Annotated in this window: 19 protein-coding genes; 6 read left to right on the top strand and 13 right to left on the bottom strand. The window is 42.3% G+C overall.

The genetic code is table 11. From position 1 onward, the window contains the following. Positions 1–141 precede the first annotated feature (141 nt). The gene (locus FA584_RS03225; RefSeq protein WP_167750203.1) at positions 142–1437 is read right to left on the bottom strand and encodes an amino acid permease; all 1296 of its coding nucleotides are present in this window, start codon (positions 1435–1437) and stop codon (positions 142–144) included. 201 nt (positions 1438–1638) lie between these two features. Here FA584_RS03225 and FA584_RS03220 point away from each other — a divergent pair, with 201 nt between their 5' ends. The 3 genes from FA584_RS03220 (at position 1639) to FA584_RS03210 (ending at position 4822) form a co-directional block, all read left to right on the top strand. Then, on the top strand, positions 1639–2055 hold the full coding sequence (locus tag FA584_RS03220; protein ID WP_167750202.1) for a chemotaxis protein CheX: 417 nt from the start codon (positions 1639–1641) through the stop codon (positions 2053–2055). A gap of 403 nt (positions 2056–2458) precedes the next feature. Next, the gene (thiC, locus tag FA584_RS03215; RefSeq protein ID WP_167750201.1) at positions 2459–4327 is read left to right on the top strand and encodes a phosphomethylpyrimidine synthase ThiC; all 1869 of its coding nucleotides are present in this window, start codon (positions 2459–2461) and stop codon (positions 4325–4327) included. A gap of 90 nt (positions 4328–4417) precedes the next feature. Beyond that, positions 4418–4822 carry a hypothetical protein gene (locus tag FA584_RS03210; RefSeq protein ID WP_167750200.1) on the top strand — a complete coding sequence of 135 codons (405 nt, stop codon included), beginning with the start codon at positions 4418–4420 and terminating at the stop codon, positions 4820–4822. Between the two features lie 50 nt (positions 4823–4872). Here the strand turns inward: FA584_RS03210 and FA584_RS03205 are convergent, their stop codons facing one another. From FA584_RS03205 to fabF, 5 genes are all read right to left on the bottom strand, one after another. Then, a complete protein-coding gene (locus tag FA584_RS03205; protein ID WP_167750199.1) occupies positions 4873–5268 on the bottom strand; it encodes a cupin domain-containing protein in 396 nt (131 codons plus the stop codon). Positions 5269–5384: 116 nt separating this feature from the next. Further along, positions 5385–5819 carry a MarR family winged helix-turn-helix transcriptional regulator gene (locus FA584_RS03200; protein ID WP_167750198.1) on the bottom strand — a complete coding sequence of 145 codons (435 nt, stop codon included), beginning with the start codon at positions 5817–5819 and terminating at the stop codon, positions 5385–5387. Between the two features lie 72 nt (positions 5820–5891). Next, complete coding sequence (locus FA584_RS03195; RefSeq protein ID WP_167750197.1) at positions 5892–6644, bottom strand: SDR family NAD(P)-dependent oxidoreductase; 753 nt, start codon at positions 6642–6644, stop codon at positions 5892–5894. Positions 6645–6664: 20 nt separating this feature from the next. Further along, positions 6665–7681: an epoxyqueuosine reductase gene (locus FA584_RS03190; protein ID WP_167750196.1), complete on the bottom strand. Its 1017-nt coding sequence runs from the start codon at positions 7679–7681 to the stop codon at positions 6665–6667. 8 nt (positions 7682–7689) lie between these two features. Then, positions 7690–8934: a beta-ketoacyl-ACP synthase II gene (gene fabF, locus FA584_RS03185; RefSeq protein ID WP_167750195.1), complete on the bottom strand. Its 1245-nt coding sequence runs from the start codon at positions 8932–8934 to the stop codon at positions 7690–7692. A 104-nt stretch (positions 8935–9038) separates the two neighbouring features. Here fabF and FA584_RS03180 point away from each other — a divergent pair, with 104 nt between their 5' ends. Beyond that, positions 9039–9623 carry a TetR/AcrR family transcriptional regulator gene (locus FA584_RS03180; protein ID WP_167750194.1) on the top strand — a complete coding sequence of 195 codons (585 nt, stop codon included), beginning with the start codon at positions 9039–9041 and terminating at the stop codon, positions 9621–9623. Between the two features lie 71 nt (positions 9624–9694). Here FA584_RS03180 and FA584_RS03175 read toward each other — a convergent pair whose 3' ends face one another. Next, entirely contained in the window at positions 9695–10177 is a 483-nt protein-coding gene (locus FA584_RS03175) for a HugZ family pyridoxamine 5'-phosphate oxidase (protein ID WP_167750193.1), read from the bottom strand. Positions 10178–10284: 107 nt separating this feature from the next. Between FA584_RS03175 and FA584_RS03170 the strand changes: the two genes are divergently transcribed. Next, positions 10285–11208 carry an AEC family transporter gene (locus FA584_RS03170; protein ID WP_167750192.1) on the top strand — a complete coding sequence of 308 codons (924 nt, stop codon included), beginning with the start codon at positions 10285–10287 and terminating at the stop codon, positions 11206–11208. Positions 11209–11309: 101 nt separating this feature from the next. Further along, positions 11310–11894, top strand: a complete 585-nt coding sequence (locus tag FA584_RS03165) for a gamma carbonic anhydrase family protein (RefSeq protein ID WP_096045942.1) — start codon at positions 11310–11312, stop codon at positions 11892–11894. On the opposite strand, the gene FA584_RS03160 is transcribed toward FA584_RS03165, so the two are convergent. From FA584_RS03160 to FA584_RS03135, 6 genes are all read right to left on the bottom strand, one after another. Further along, a complete protein-coding gene (locus tag FA584_RS03160) occupies positions 11891–12190 on the bottom strand; it encodes a hypothetical protein (protein ID WP_167750191.1) in 300 nt (99 codons plus the stop codon). The two genes, FA584_RS03165 and FA584_RS03160, sit on opposite strands and share 4 nt — an antisense overlap. Continuing rightward, positions 12175–12600: an ArsC/Spx/MgsR family protein gene (locus FA584_RS03155; protein ID WP_167750190.1), complete on the bottom strand. Its 426-nt coding sequence runs from the start codon at positions 12598–12600 to the stop codon at positions 12175–12177. The genes FA584_RS03160 and FA584_RS03155 overlap by 16 nt, the downstream gene beginning before the upstream one ends. A 58-nt stretch (positions 12601–12658) precedes the next feature. After that, entirely contained in the window at positions 12659–13222 is a 564-nt protein-coding gene (locus FA584_RS03150) for a hypothetical protein (protein WP_167750189.1), read from the bottom strand. A 106-nt stretch (positions 13223–13328) separates the two neighbouring features. Next, positions 13329–14036 (bottom strand): hypothetical protein, encoded by a 708-nt coding sequence (locus tag FA584_RS03145; protein ID WP_167750188.1) that lies wholly within the window; start codon positions 14034–14036, stop codon positions 13329–13331. Further along, a complete protein-coding gene (locus FA584_RS03140; protein WP_167750187.1) occupies positions 14008–15204 on the bottom strand; it encodes a vWA domain-containing protein in 1197 nt (398 codons plus the stop codon). Before FA584_RS03140 ends, FA584_RS03145 begins: the two co-directional genes overlap by 29 nt. After that, entirely contained in the window at positions 15185–16192 is a 1008-nt protein-coding gene (locus tag FA584_RS03135) for an ATP-binding protein (RefSeq protein ID WP_167750186.1), read from the bottom strand. Before FA584_RS03135 ends, FA584_RS03140 begins: the two co-directional genes overlap by 20 nt. Positions 16193–16201: the final 9 nt, after the last annotated feature.

Genomic DNA, 16201 nt, shown 5'->3' with positions numbered 1-16201 from the left:
ATTGTACTTCAACCGCTCTTAATAAACGATTTAAACGAAGAGTTACCACAAGAAAGTGGTCTTTACATGTAAACACTTTGACATGTAAAGACCAAGAGGTTATTTGCGAGAAAGTTTGTACCCAAGCGCAAGGAGTGCGATCTATGCAGGAATGAGGTAAACAGAGATATTAATGCCATCAATGAACAGCATAATAACCAAGATCATCGCAAAGAAAAGAATGCAGATGATGTTGCCAACAGGAAACCAAAACGCTTTAAATTTAGGGACAACACCCTCTTTGATCTTCGCATAACGAAATTTGAGGTGCGCAAAGCTGATCATAAACCAGTTGACGACCAATGCAGAGACCACGAGTGCCATTAAAAATTTAAACGCATCTTCGGGCATAAAATAGTTCAGCGCAACACAACTACCCGTAATCAGTGCAGAGAAAAGTACGGCATTAACAGGAACACCTTTGTCGTTTAATTTCATCAGCATTTTAGGAGCATTACCCTGCGCGGCTAAGCCAAACAGCATACGTGAGTTAGAATAAACACCGCTGTTATAGACGGAAAGTGCCGCTGTTAAAACGATGGCGTTGAGTACATGCGCGACAAAGTTTTCATTTAAACTGCTAAATACCATGACAAATGGGGTCACATCTTTGGTCATGTTCATCCATGGCATGAGAGAAAGAAGAACCGCCAGTGCGCCAATGTAAAAGATAAGAATCCGGTAAATAACTTGATTGGTCGCGCGTGGAATCGTATGACTTGGATCATCCGTCTCAGCAGCGGCAATACCGATCAGCTCAAGTCCACCAAAGGAGAACATGATGAACACCATCGCCATTAAAAAACCCTTGATACCGTGTGGGAAAAATCCACCCTCTAGTGCCCAAAGGTTACTAAAATGAGCCGTCTCACCACCGTTTCCACTGATGAGTAAGTAACTACCAAACGCGATCATGGAGATAATCGCCGCTACTTTGATGATGGAAAACCAAAACTCAAATTCGCCGTAAATGCGAACATTCACTAAATTGACAAGGTTGACCAAAATAAAGAAAAATGCCGCTGATGCCCATGTTGGAACATTGGGAAGCCAAAAGTGTACAAACGTACCGATGGCAGTCAGTTCTGCCATACCGACTAAAACATACAAAATCCAGTAGTTCCAACCCGATGCAAAGCCCGCAAACGGATGCCAGTATTTGTTTGCAAAATGGCTAAATGAGCCGGCAACGGGCTCCTCGACGACCATTTCGCCCAGTTGACGCATAATCATAAATGCAATAAATCCACCCAACGCGTACCCTAAAAGTACCGCGGGACCTGTAAGTTGAACGGTTGTAGAAACCCCCAAAAACAAGCCTGTTCCAATAGCTCCGCCCAATGCAATAAGTTGGACATGTCTATTTTTCAAGCCTCGTGAAAGCCCTTTTGCATGCATAAAATTCCCTTACTTTGTAAAAAATCGAAGCGTCATTGTAGCGTTTTTCAAAAAAATTATCGCCACTATTGGTATAAAAAGTGATTACATGTAAAGAATTATCCCTTTTTGAAAATACATTTCTGCTGAGTATTTTCTTTAATACATAATTTAATTATATTAATCTATAATGTGCCAATAGCGCATATTAAAGGGTTAGCAATGAAGCAAGCTGTGATTGAAGCGACTGAAAACTTTTGTTCAACTATTTTATGTGAAATTCCACACTTTGTGGAGAATCTAGGCGGACAATTTTATGGCTCTGCTATTGCTTTGATCGAAAATGAGTGTGAGCATATTTGGTATCTCTTTTTTGAGAAAGCAACGCTGAACGAAATTGCTAAAAATCTCCTCTTTGAAGAAAATCTCTGCGAAGATGACTTGGATGACCTCCTCAAAGAGATCGCCAATCAAATTATCGGCTCTGCTAAAGTCATTCTCCAAGGACAAAACCCTAACAGCGACTATCAACTCAATATGCCTGAATTTTTAGGCAATGTCTCTGCTCCTCTGCCTATCAAACTGGAAGAATCTTTGCTCTATACCATCAACAACAGCACCTTTGTCATAGGCCGATAAGCTTTACATGTAAACAATCGAAACGTATCTTTACTAAATTCTTACTTTTTCCAATCCAACTTTTTTTCTTAAGTCACCTCTTTGCATAGCTCTGTATAATCAAATTCTTTTTTAATTGTTTACCGTTAGACTTCTTTCATAACTCTTGAAAAAATAAAGAGTTTGTTCAAAGTGCGTTAATTTTTAAAACTCAAAATTGAGTCATAGCCGTAGCTATGGCGATGTTTTTAGTTTTGAAAAGTGATGTGCTATGGACGATACTCTTTTTTCAATGGGTTATGAAAGAAGTCTATAGTCTGTGGGGGTGCTGTAAAAAGCTGAGATCACACCCCAAGAAACCGTTAATGCGGTTTCACGAACCTGATCTGGGTAATGCCAGCGTAGGAAATAAGGAGATACACTCATGAGTAAAGTACTCGACAACCTCGAAAAAATAGACGCATCCTACATTCAAAACTTCCCAAGTTCCAAGAAAATTTACATCCAAGGCACAAGAGCTGACATTCAAGTCCCGATGCGCGAAATCACCCTAAGCCCTACGTCGCTACGCGATGGTAGCTTTGAGGAAAATCCACCGCTTCACGTCTATGACACTTCAGGCGTTTACACCGACCCCAATGTCAAAATTGACCTTCACCAAGGCTTAGAGCCACTACGTGCCAAATGGATTGAAGAGCGAGCTGACAGCGAACAACTAGATGATTTTAGCTCTGTCTATTTTCACAAACGCCACGATGACGCTGAACTAAACGCCCTTCGCTTCCCCAATCTTAAAAAGCCTCGCCGTGCGATGAGTGGTAAAAACATCACCCAAATGCACTACGCCAGAAAAGGCATTATCACCCCAGAGATGGAGTATGTCGCCATTCGTGAAAACTGCAACCTTGAAGTAGCACGCCAAAATAAACTCTTAGGTTCTCAACACAAAGGCGAGCATTTTGGGGCAAAATTGCCTGAAATTTATACCCCTGAGTTTGTCCGTCAAGAGATCGCCGCAGGACGCGCCGTTCTTCCGCTCAACGTGAACCATCCCGAAGCCGAACCGATGATCATTGGACGTAACTTCATGGTCAAGATCAACGCCAACATTGGCAACTCCGCTACTACCTCATCCATCGAGGAAGAGGTCGAAAAAATGCTTTGGTCAACTCGTTGGGGTGGCGATACCGTTATGGATTTGTCCACAGGTAAAAACATCCACGAAACGAGGGAGTGGATACTTCGCAACTCCGCTGTGCCGATTGGAACCGTGCCGATTTACCAAGCACTCGAGAAAGTAAACGGCATCGCTGAAGACTTGACATGGGAGGTCTACCGTGACACGCTCATCGAACAAGCCGAACAAGGCGTGGACTACTTCACCATTCACGCAGGTGTGCGCCTCGCTTATGTTCCAATGACCGCGAAACGTCTCACGGGCATTGTCTCTCGGGGTGGAAGTATCATGGCAAAATGGTGTCTGCACCATCACAAAGAGAGTTTTTTATACACCCATTTTGAAGAAATCTGTGACATCATGAAAGCCTACGATGTCGCCTTTTCACTCGGCGATGGCTTACGTCCCGGTTCACTCTACGATGCCAATGATGAAGCGCAATTTGCCGAGCTTGAAACCTTAGGAGAACTCACCAAAATCGCTTGGAAACACGACGTCCAAGTGATGATCGAAGGGCCGGGACACGTCCCGATGCAAAAAATCAAAGAGAACATGACCAAAGAGTTAGAGGACTGTTTTGAAGCGCCATTTTACACTCTTGGACCCTTAGTTACCGATGTCGCTCCAGGCTATGATCACATCACCTCAGCCATTGGTGCAGCGCAAATCGGCTGGTACGGTACAGCGATGCTCTGCTACGTTACGCCCAAAGAGCATTTAGGCTTACCCAACCGCGAAGACGTCAAAGAAGGCATCATCGCCTACAAAATCGCCGCCCACGCCGCAGACCTCGCCAAAGGTTTTCCGGGAGCACAAATCCGCGACAATGCTATGAGCAAAGCCCGTTTTGAATTTAGATGGTACGACCAGTTCAACATCGGCTTCGACCCTGATCGCGCTCGTGAGTACCACGACAAAACACTTCCAGTAGAAAGTGCCAAAGTAGCCCACTTCTGTTCCATGTGCGGACCAAAATTTTGCTCGATGAAAATATCACAAGATGTTCGTGACTACGCCGCAAAAATCGGTGCAGAAGATGTGAATATTGCGCTGGAAAAGGGCTTGGAAGAGCAAGCTGAACACTTTAAAGAGAGTGGCGGACAGATTTACATGTAAAGAGATTTAGCCCTTGATTTTTAAGGGCTAAATCTCTTATTTTTTGCGTTAAGATACTGCTAAAATTATTTTACATGTAAAAGGGTTTAGATGGAACTTGAATATCTTAAAATTATCATAACAATTTGTCTTGCAGTTCTTGGATGGCTCATTGCACACTCTTTTACGGCTAAACGTGATTTAAAAAACAAACAAAGAGAAATATCAATAACACACCTTATCAATGCTTATCGAATATTAACAAATGATGTCTCTCACAGAGAATTAACCGATGAGCGAAATGAAAAACTTGAAAATATTCTTGCTGATATACAACTCTTCGGCTCACAAGAACAAGTTGAACTTGCAAAAAATTTAGCCGTTACTGTTGCTGCAGGCGGTCAATTTGAACTTGACCCTTTAATAAATAGCTTACGTAATAATTTGAGAAAAGAATTGAATCTTTCAAAAGTTGAAGATAATGTTCAATGGCTTAGATGTGAACGTAGAAAATAAATGCCAATAAACATTTGCCCTTGCTAATTTAAGGGCAAATCATCTCTTCTTTATAGCCAAGAAGGTTTCACATCAACGGGAATTCCATCCGTTTGGGTAAATCCCTCAAGACTGTTTGCCTTAGCTTGAATGCAGATAAAACGAAGCGTAGAGGCATTATCTGCTTTGATACAACGCGCTCCATTTGGGTCAATTCTAAAGGCATCACCCTCTTTGATCTCAAATTCATCGCCGTCAATGTACAGCCAACCCTTGCCACTTAAAACGACATAGACCTCTTCGTTATTTTTGTGGGCATGGACAAAAGGTACACTCACACCAGAGGGAAGTTCGTTGATAGTAACTTCTGAGCCTGTAAGACTTAATGCTTCATGTAGTTCAATACGACCTAATGATGTTACATTACCCAAAGAGCGAACACTATAATTTTTTCCTGATGGATTCATAATTTTTCCTTTTATTTGTGATATATGATTTCTTGTAAAACTTTAAAAATGCATCTATAACGATTGTTAAGCCCTCCTGAAATTTTAGTTTGATATCTAACTAAATAGATAAATATTTACTCTCTCTTCTCAAAATTAACGACAGCTTTTTCAAGTAAGACTTCCAACAACATCGCTTCAGCTTCAGTGAGTCCTTGGTAGGCACATTGGTTCAGCCGCTCAGAAATTGTTTCAAACAAAGGCTTCAATTCAAATCCCTTTGCCGTTAAAGAAACACGGGTAAAAAGGGCGTCATCATCTGATTTTATACGCTCGACATAACCACTCTTCTCAAGTTTTTCAATCAAAACCGTCACCGTTGGTTTGGTTCGATGAATTCTTTTGGCAATTTCGCCCATTTCGTAAGCGTTACCATCAAACAAAAGGCTTAAGATATCGCCATGACTGGGTGCAATGTCAGAGAGTTCATATTTTTTGAGCTCTGCAATGATAAATTTATTGGCTTTTTCAGCCAATCGGCTCGAAAGCGTTATCAGTCTTTGATTTTTCATAAGCAGTATTATAATTAGATATCTAATTAAAGTCAAGCCCGTTTTGATTTTATTTTGTCTTTACATGTAAACCTATATTTGTGCTTCACCGCCGTCTATTTGAATGTCGGCTCCGTTCATAAAACTTGCCCCTTCTGATGCCATAAAAGCAACCACTGCGGCGATTTCGTGGGGTTGTCCCATTCGGCCTAGAGGAACGCGCTCTTTAAGGATGTTAAAAAAAGATTCAACGTTTTCGGGTGATCCTGACAGTGCTCCAAGTCCTTGGGTTGCGGTAGAGCCTGGGCTGATGACATTGACGCGAATGTGACGGTTTTTTAACTCCAGCAACCAACTGCGTGCGAGATTGCGAATGGCGGCTTTGGACGCAGAATAAACGCTAAAGCCTGCTCGTCCTTTCACGGCTGATTTGGATGCGGTGAGGATGATACTTGCACCATCACTGAGCAGTGGTAGTGCACGTTGTACCGTGAAAATTGTCCCTTTGACATTGGTATCAAAAACACGGTAATAATGCTCCATCGTTATGTTCTCCAACATCGAAGTCTCAGCAGCGGCGGCATTGGCAAAAACGATGTCAAGTTTGCCTTTTTGCGCTTGAATGGCAGTGAAGATTTTTTCTAAATCCTCCATGTCAGCGACATCGCCTTGAAGTGCTACGACATCATGACCGATCAGCTGTTCGGCTTTTTGGAGTTTTACAGCATCACGCCCTGTGATAAACACATAAGCACCTTCGTTAGCAAACTTTTCAGCCGTAGCCAAACCAATCCCTGAACTACCGCCTGTGATAAGAGCGATTTTCCCTTCCAATAACCGTTGCATAATTTCTCCTTTATGGGATATTAAAAGATTATACTGTTTGCCATCTCACGAACTTTTTCATGTGAAGCACTGCGAGCCTCTAAAATGTAGGGTCTAAAACTTTCTTGATAATTATTTTGCATAAAGCAGAGCACATTGACTTTCCATTTCCAAAGATCATCCGGTGAGAGATAAAAAAACTTGGGTTGAATATGTTCACGGTAAAAATCTTCGTCCATCCCCATAATGCGCTCAGCTGAAAGAAAAGGTGCTAATGCTAAAAGTTCGGGGAACTCTTTTTCATCACTGAGTTTTTTGTGATTCATAGGACACACTTCTTGGCAAATATCACAGCCGTAAATACACGCGCCAAAGCTTTTTGCCAAAGGTTCATGAGGAAGGTCACGCCCTCCAAAGGTTGTTAAAAAGGAGATGCAACGCATTGGATTCATGGTATAAGGAGCTGAAAGTGATTTGGTAGGACATGCCGTGATGCAACGTTGACATTTTTCAGGACACGAAGGTAAGGTGTTTGTTTCCACAAGCGTCATCTCTTCATCAATCAACCATGCGTACAACGTCACCCACGATCCTGATTCTGTGTAAAAAAAGTTGTTACGACGAATGATCCCTAAGCCCGCTTTCATCGCTGCCCAACGCAACCCTACTAAGCCATACTTTCGCTCTGTTGCTGTTTGAAATCCTAAACTTTTGAGATACGCATCCAACAAAAGTCCTCTTTGAAATTCCTCGGTTTTTTCATTAATCCGTGCATCATACAGATAGGGTCTACCGATATGCCCTGCAAGATTGCTCGGAAGTTTATACTGCCCATATCGCTCGGCGACAACGACAATCGATTTTGCCCAAGGATAAGTTTTCGTAGGATCAATCAAGCGTTTTTGACGCTCATAAAACCCAGATGAGGAAGGAACACTCCTTGTACGCTCTTCAAGTTTACCTTCAAATTCATGCATCATACTTAAAGGGATAATACCACACTTTTCGTACCCTAATTCATACGCTTTGTCCTGTATAGCTTGGGCGATTGTTTGCATCTTTTCCTCTAAACCGCTAAATTTTTAAAGATGATCGTTCCATTGGTTCCACCAAAACCAAACGAGTTGCTCATGGCGTATTTAATTTTTTGCGCACGTGCCTGATTGGGGACATAGTCCAAATCACACTGATTTTCCAAATCCGCTTCTGTGTAGTTAATCGTCGGTGGTAAGATGCTCTCTTGCATCGCTAAGACGGTAATCACCGCTTCGATCATGCCACTAGCACCCAAACAATGCCCCGTTGCACCTTTGGTGGAAGAGACAGGTGGTATGGGTTTACCCGCTAAGAGTTGTTTAATCGCTTCGGTTTCATTTTTATCGCCAACAGGCGTGGACGTTGCATGCGCATTGATATAATCCAAAGCAAAATTCGCATCCCGTTTTTCTGCCATTTTGACCGCTTGTTGCATCGACCGTAACGGGCCTTGTACCGTAGGTGTGGTGATATGGTTGGCATCGCAACTCTCTGCAAAACCCACAATTTCTGCGTAAATTTTGGCATTTCGTTTGATGGCATGCTCGTACTCTTCTAAAACCAAGGTTGCCGAACCTTCGCCCATTACAAAACCATCTCGGTGCTTATCAAACGGTCGTGACGCGGTTTGTGGATTTTCGTTATGGGTCGAGAGAGATTTCATGGAGGCAAATCCTGAAATACCTAAAGCGCAAAGGGCGGATTCAGAACCTGTGACAAGCATGATGTCGGCTTGCTCTAGCATGATGATTCGGCACGCTTCACTGATGGCATGATTGCTCGCGGCACATGCCGTTGAGGAGGAGAGATTGGGACCTTTGAGTCCTAACATAATCGCGATATGCCCGCCTAATAAATTTACCAATGACGCCGGAATAAAAAAAGGAGAGATCCGCGATGAGCCTTTCTCGTGCAAGGTGATAGCACTCTCTTCAATGCGAGGCAAGCCACCTATGGCACTCGCACCGACAATGCCAAAACGCTCAAAATCAATACTACCATCTTCTGGAAAATGCGCATCTTTAAACGCTTCAATAGCCGTTTTAATGCCGAGGTGAATAAATCGATCTGTTTTTTTAACATCTTTTGGATTCATAATGATGGAGGCATCAAACGCTTTGATCTCTCCTCCAAAATGCACTGGCAAAGAGCTTGCATCAAAATTGCTGATCGTTGTTATGCCACTTTTCCCTGCGATAATATTGTCAAATGACGTTTGCATGTCATACCCCAGAGGTGTAATCATATCCATTCCTGTAATGACGACTCTTTTCATAAAATTCCTTTGTAAAATTATTCTTGACCTTGAAGTCAAGTATTATAACATTTATTGACCTTTAGGTCAACTTTTTTCTGCTATAATTCTTGTAAAGGAAATCAATGGCGAAAGAAAAAGATACTAGAACATTATTATTGGAAATTACGTTTGAAGAAGTGTATACCAATGGCTATCAAGGGGCTTCTGTACTGAAAATATTAAAAAAAGCGGGATTGAATAAAGGCTCGATGTATCATTTCTTTGAAAATAAAAAAGAGATGGTTTTAGCCGCCATCAAAGAGAAAACCAAGGAAGTCTTTGGCACCAGATACGAAGATGTTTTAAACCATCACTCTTTGTATTTAGAGCATTTTCAAACCATGTTACTGACGTCATACCCTATTATTTGCGAAAGAGGCTGTCCGTTAGCCAACCTCATACAAGAGATGTCCAACATTGATGCGGATTTTGCGCTTTTATTGAAAGAACGATACGAACGCCTCAGAGAAACTATAGAAAAAATTCTTATCAAAGCCATTGAGCACCATGAATTGGAATGCACCTCATCGTACAATTTATCACTCTTTATACTCAGTGTGGTTGAAGGAGCCATTTTATCGACAAAAGCGATGAAAGATAAAGCAATCTACGACAACACAATCACATCGCTTTTTAGTGTATTAAAGCAAAATCAACATCTTTTTTAAAACAGCGGTTATTTCACGTCAACAAAATGAGGCTACTTTTTCTAGGTTTTTATCTTTACATGTAAAGCGTTTTACTTCACCCCATGATGCGGGTTATCGCCGGTTCGCGCTATGAGTTCGTCCATATTTTCTCCACCGACAAAATAGGCTTTACCAAACCCAAAGGTTGCTTCGCCGTAAGTCACTTTGAATTCGTACAGATTAAAGTCGGTCATTTTTTTGAGCGTGTTTACCATTTTGGCATCAAATTTTTTCGCAAACAAACCCAGCACTTCTTCAAAACGCTCTGTCCAACGGACGATTTTGGTGCTATCGCATTGCAACGAGACGCGTTTTCTGGCAAATAAGTTTTCGGTTTTGCTCTCATCTTCCACGAAAAAAAGTGATGCTTTGGGATTTCGTTGAATATTTTTGGCATGCGTGGCAATGTCGGAAATGTAGACGTAAAAACGGTTGTTGTCATACACGTAAGGGGCGTACGAGCTAAAGGGATCTCCTTTTGCGTCCAGTGTTCCGATGATGGCAGTTCGAATGTTGGCGATAAACTCTTTCATAGTGTCTTCTTTTTTTATTTCATTGTAGCACGAAAGAGTAAATCTTTTGGCTCTTATTTTCGTTACAATACCTTTTTAAAAATCGTTACATGTAAAGAGTCTTTGTCATGAATATCGTTGTTGCGATCTTGTCGATTTATGTTTTTATTCTCTTTGGGTTTATCGCGAAAAAAATCTTTAAAGAGCAGATACAAGAGCGCGGCATGAGCATTATTACCGTCTATTTTCTACACCCCATTTTTTCTTTTTGGGGGCTTTCTACTAAACAAATTACGCTCTCTTTACTGCAAGTACCGTTTTATTATGTGCTGATCTCATGTATAACGATCTTTCTTGGCTATATTTTTGCGCGACTTTTTTTTAGCGATGACAAAGAAAAAGCGATCATGAGCATTGCTGTCGCCATTGGCAATACGGGCAATCTTGGCATTCCTTTGGGCATTGCGCTCTTTGGTGAGGAATCGATCATCTACACCAGTATGATCAGCGTTGCCAATACCTTTATGACTTACACTTTGGGCGTTTTCTTCTACTCTGGTGGCACATCCAATCTCAAAGCTTCACTGCTCAACATCGTCAAACTTCCTGTCATCTGGGCGTCATTCATCGCCCTCGCGCTCAATTTTGCGCATGTTCAGATTCCACCGACGATTTTTAAGTCATTGGAGATGGGTGCATACTGTATGATCGTGCTTCAACTCATCGTTTTTGGTATGTATCTGTGCAATGTCAAAATCAAAGCGCTCAATTATAAATTGCTTTTACATGTAAACCTTGTGAAGTTTATCTTCGCACCTTTACTCAGTGCGTGGATACTCTTTTATCTTCTTCCACTCGAACCCTTAGTCGCAGCCATCTTACTGATTCAGCTTATCATGCCTTTGGCACTCAATAATATCAATGTCGCCGCCATCTACGACTGCAAGCCTGTTGACGTAGCTTCATTGGTTTTTTTTACTTCATTTATTTTCATCCCGTATCTTATGTTTATTAGCTATCTTTTACACTATTTTCATATCGTTTCACTCTAAAAATTTATTTTTTTTATAGCTTTATTTGCCTCGCTTAGCAGTATAATTTCATGTTTATTTTATCTCACCCACACGTATCTGTGCTATCAAAAGGAAACTGTATGATCTCAAGTCATCAAGGCGTATCCCCACGCATCGACCCTACCGCGTATATAGCGCCTAACGCCATGGTCTATGGCAATGTCACCATCGGTGCGAATGTTCGCATCATGTTTGGAGCGCAAATCATCGCAGAAGGTGGGTCAATTACTATTGGCGAAGAGTGTGTTATCATGGAAAATGCCGTACTTCGAAGCCTTGATAATCACCCCTTAACCATTGCGAACAACTGTCTGATCGGTCCACATGCCCATGTCGTTGGCTGTGTTTTGGAAGAGGAAGTATTTGTTGCGACCAGCGCCTCTGTTTTACATGCTTCTCATGTCGGCGCGCGCAGTGAAATTCGCATTGGCGCAGTGGTTCACATCAAATCGCACATCAAACCGGGCAGTATGGTTCCTATTGGCTGGGTCGCTGTAGGCAATCCTGCGGAGATACTTCCAACAGAAGAGCATGAGTGCATCTGGCGCATCCAAAAACCTCTCAATTTTCCTCTCAGTGTTTACGGACTCGATCGTGATGAAGCAACCACTAAAAGAGTCACACAAAAGCTCTGTGCTAAACTCTCAAGCCTTAAGGAAGACTAGACTTTACGGTACAAATGAGTGATTTTTACATAATCGTAAAAATCACTCAACAGCAAATAACGCATTCCAATATCTTCAAAACGTTTGAGCATGACCGCATCGCCTGCATTGTAAAGATTGGCACTTTCTAAAAACTCTTTGGGATAACGCTTCTTTTCGAATGGGTACTCCGAAAAGCAGTGCATAAAATTGGCAAAAAGATTGTTAATAATCAGCTCTTTGGTAGGAGTTGGTGCATGCAAATAGTCTTTGACCTTTTCAAACTCTTTACAGATATACTCTAAGCATTGCTGCATGCGTCACTGCTTAAACAGGCGTTGATATTTTGGGGTGTTGGCATCTTTACATGTAAAAGCAAATTTAGCCGTGGAATATCGAAACCGCAGAGCTTGACATCACCTATTTGTAAGAGTGGCCGACGGATTAAGATAGGCTCGCTCACCATCTTTTCGATAAGACTCTCTTTGGTGTAATCTTCTAATGTAAACGTTCCCTCTTTGAGTTGTGGCGCAAAAGGGTTGAGCATCTCTTGGGGAGTTAATCCGTGAAAAAAAGACTCCAATGTGGGTACATCCCAAGGCGTATCCAAAAGGCTTCGCACTTCAAATGAAACACCGTATTCACGTAAAAGTGCTTTTTGACGTGCATTGCCGCTACAACCTATTTTTTCGTAAAAGATGACCTGCTTTGGCGTCGTTGAAAACATTATCACTCCTTTGCGTTTAGAGGGCTCTATGCAAATGCCATGCCATACTGATTGTAGCCTAAACCATGTAAGGAATGTCTAACGAGGCGTCTCTATCTTTCGCACCAAAGTCAAAATCGCTCTTTACATGTAATTTTAAAAGCTCTTTTTCGATGATTTTTTGCTGTAACAGATGGTAATTGCCACTTCTCAAATGCGCTACAATCTCCGCTTTATAGTAACTGATGATGATCGGATGCAAGCGCTCTTGATGCTCTACCAAAAAATGAATCAAGGTTTTAATCTGTGAAAGCTCATACGTTTCGATCTTTTCAAGTTTGCGCAAAAGATTGCGCACAAATTGCTTTTGGTGGTACGCTTCACTCATGTACAAAAGCTTCGATGCCGCAAAGATGTCCGCACTCTGTTCGGAATAGTTGTACAAATAACGAAAATGCTCACACACCAGTTCCGTATATTGCGGATAATGCTTCAGTACAAACACCAACTCTTTTAAATCTCCATCAATAAGCACTTGAAACAGGGTTGCCGTACGCTTTTTGATCTTATCCCAATGGCCACCTTCACTGTTTGATTCGCCTAAAAACGTCTCAAAATGCTTCAGATCAAACGCTTCGTCCATAATTTCAATCCTTTATACGCCTTTAGAGCCAAGCTCTAAAAGCTACGCTAACGCTATGTTCTCCTCGGCGGAGTGCCCGCGCACCTTTGGTGCTTTTTTATGTATTTTATCGCGTTATTAATGCCTGTGTTAATTTTTCCATCGCTTTTTTTTGCAAAAGATGCAAAGAACTCTGTGCAATCCACGTTAAAGTTTCATCGTGAATGTACGTTAACAAACGTGCATCAATTTCTCTCTTGTACTCAATGGCATACTGTAAATACGCTTTGAGATCATCCACCGAACTCTCTTCAATGACTTTGAGTTTGAGAAAAAGAGCTTCCCAAGCCACCTCATCTAAAAGCGCTTCGGCGGTGCGAATGAACCGAGATGCTTCAACTAAATTGGCTTCGATGTCATTCCATTTGCGCCCATTTTTGAGCTGATCCATCGCTACGGGTAAAAAGATAGGCACGCGTTCTAAAACCGCATTGAGTTCGCTAAAGTCACTATCGACAAGGGCGCGAAAAAGCATGCGCGTTCGATTTTTAATCTTCACGCGAAGCTCTTCGTTGCGAATCACATCAGGATGCAAGCGCTCAAATCGCTCTAAGGCACCTAAGCGTGAATGATTGAATGCCATAATGGAAACAAGCGGTTCAGCATCGCTAATCTGGTCTGGATGCGAGCCACTCGGTCTGCAAAATGCCCAATACAATCTCGCTTCCATGTCGCTATGATGAATGTAGCGCGCATCGCCCAACGCTTCAAAATCGGGCGCGTCTTTGAGGGCATCGACTTCCTCTTTATAAGTTAAATTGGATAACTCTTCCATACCGCTCAAACTTTGCACCATTTTTTTTCTGACTCAAAACAAAAAGCGTCTCGCACACCAAAGAACGCCCAATGTCAAACTCGCCATCGCTAAGTACCATCAACAACTGCTCGCTTCGAATAGCATAATGGGTATCGATAAAATCCAAAACGGCATTAAAATTCGTCCCGCCATCGCTTTTGGGAATAAAGAGATTTTCAGAGTTGATTGGATTGAAACTATCAAAACTGACGATGAGCTCTTCTTTTACATGTAAATCAAAGGGCAACAGCGTCACGCTGTATTCGTAAAACGATTCGCACACCTCTTTGACGATGCCCAAAAAGGTTTGATACTCGTCTAAACTCACGCTTCCAGAGCTGTCAATCGCGATAATAAGCTCCAACTGCTCCTTACTTTTGTGCGTACTGGGCAGGTAAATGCCTTGTTGAAAATACTTACGATTAGGCCTGTTATACGTCACGGTTTTTTCAAAAAGTGCTGTAATCAAAAACTCTTTAAGAACATCGTAGAGGTCAATGTTTGGTTTGAGTAAAGTGTCGATTTCAATGCGCAAACTGTCGTAGGCTTTCGTCGCTTGCTTGGCAATGCTGAGTGCTTGAATGATGATATTATCAAGCTTTTCCTTCGCCTCGGAGCTTTGCAGACTCTCGTTGGAGCTTTCAAGGTCGTGCTTGGTTTCATCGTAAATAAACGACTTCTGCTTTTCGTTTTCATCTTTCTCAGAACTGGGCTGTTTCTCTTGCTCTTTGTAAAGGATCTCGTACACCTCTTCCACGCTGAGACCGCTCATATCGGCATCGAAAATCTCATCACTTGGCATTACACCCACGTGGTCAAACTCGCTTAAAATAAGGTTGATAACCACGTCACAACTTTGATTCCAAACGAGTTCTTCACGCGCTTTTCGACGTGCTGGGTGCTTTAAAACAATATGCAACAACGTGTGTGCGTAGAGATAAATAATCTCCTCTTCGCTGTAACGTGAGAGTTTTTCTTCATCAATGCTCAGCGAAAAGCCATCCGTTTGAAACGCACTTTTGGCATTCGTGATATAGCGTGTCGGAACGGAGAGCGCAAGGACTGACAAAAAAGGATGGTTAAAGAGAAAATGAATGCGTATTCTCTCAAACAACGCTTTGTGCAACTCAGATGATGTAGTCGCCATAACGCTCCATCCATGCATCAAAACTCTCTAGCGTGGCGATCTCTTCATCTTTGATAATCAAGTCTTTGATGAGCATCACCGCAAACTCAGTCGGCAGATGTTTAGAGTACGCCAAAAGATGTTCCGCTTGAGAAAGCACCGTGTAGCGTTCAATCAGTGCGGCGCAGAGCGCATACAACGCACTGGGCTCATTGGGGATTCCTAGTGTCTCGCCCGCTAAGATAGCGTCAACATCGGGCAGTGTTTTATAGACATTGACAAACGCAATAAACTCAACCCCCGCGGCATAGCCGATGGTGCCGTAAATAATGGGATGAATACTGTGAATGTCAGTGGTATTTTTAAGGATATGGGAGAGCATATTCCACGCTCGTGGAGAGCAAAAAGCAGGATTTGTCTCGGTATAAGAGGGAATTTCAGAACTTAAAAGATCGGGGCGAAAGGCTAAAAAACCGATGATAAAATGATGCACATCATGTTTCATCGCCCAAAGTTTAAAGTCATCAAATTTTGCCTCTAGCACCAGATGCACCATGCGGTTACTTAAAGGTGAAGGGAGTTTAAAGACAATGCCTTTGTCATTGATTTTATTGCCCGCACAAACGATGCGCCACCCTTTGGGAAGGCTATATTCGCCAATTTTACGATCCAGTACCAGCTGATAAATCGCCGCTTGCACCGAAAGCGGTGCAGAGTTGAGCTCATCTAAAAACAAAATGCCCTCACTCTTGGCATCAGTGGGCAAAAAAACAGGCGGCATCCAAACGGTTTGATGCTCTTTGATGGTGGGGATTCCCCGTAAATCCACCGCGTCGAGTTGGCTGAGGCGCACATCCATGATTTCAAGCCCCTCTTGTTTGGCGATGTCATTGACGATGTAGGATTTCCCAATGCCAGGGCTCCCGTGCAAAAAAACAGGCGTATCGGTTTTGAGTAAAACACTGAGTTGTTTGTAAAGTTCAGTTGTTCCAATGGCAGGTGTGATCATCACACAACC

The sequence above is a fragment of the Sulfurospirillum diekertiae genome (assembly GCF_011769985.2).
Lineage (GTDB): Bacteria > Campylobacterota > Campylobacteria > Campylobacterales > Sulfurospirillaceae > Sulfurospirillum > Sulfurospirillum diekertiae.
This window is presented reverse-complemented; position numbering and strand designations above follow the sequence as displayed.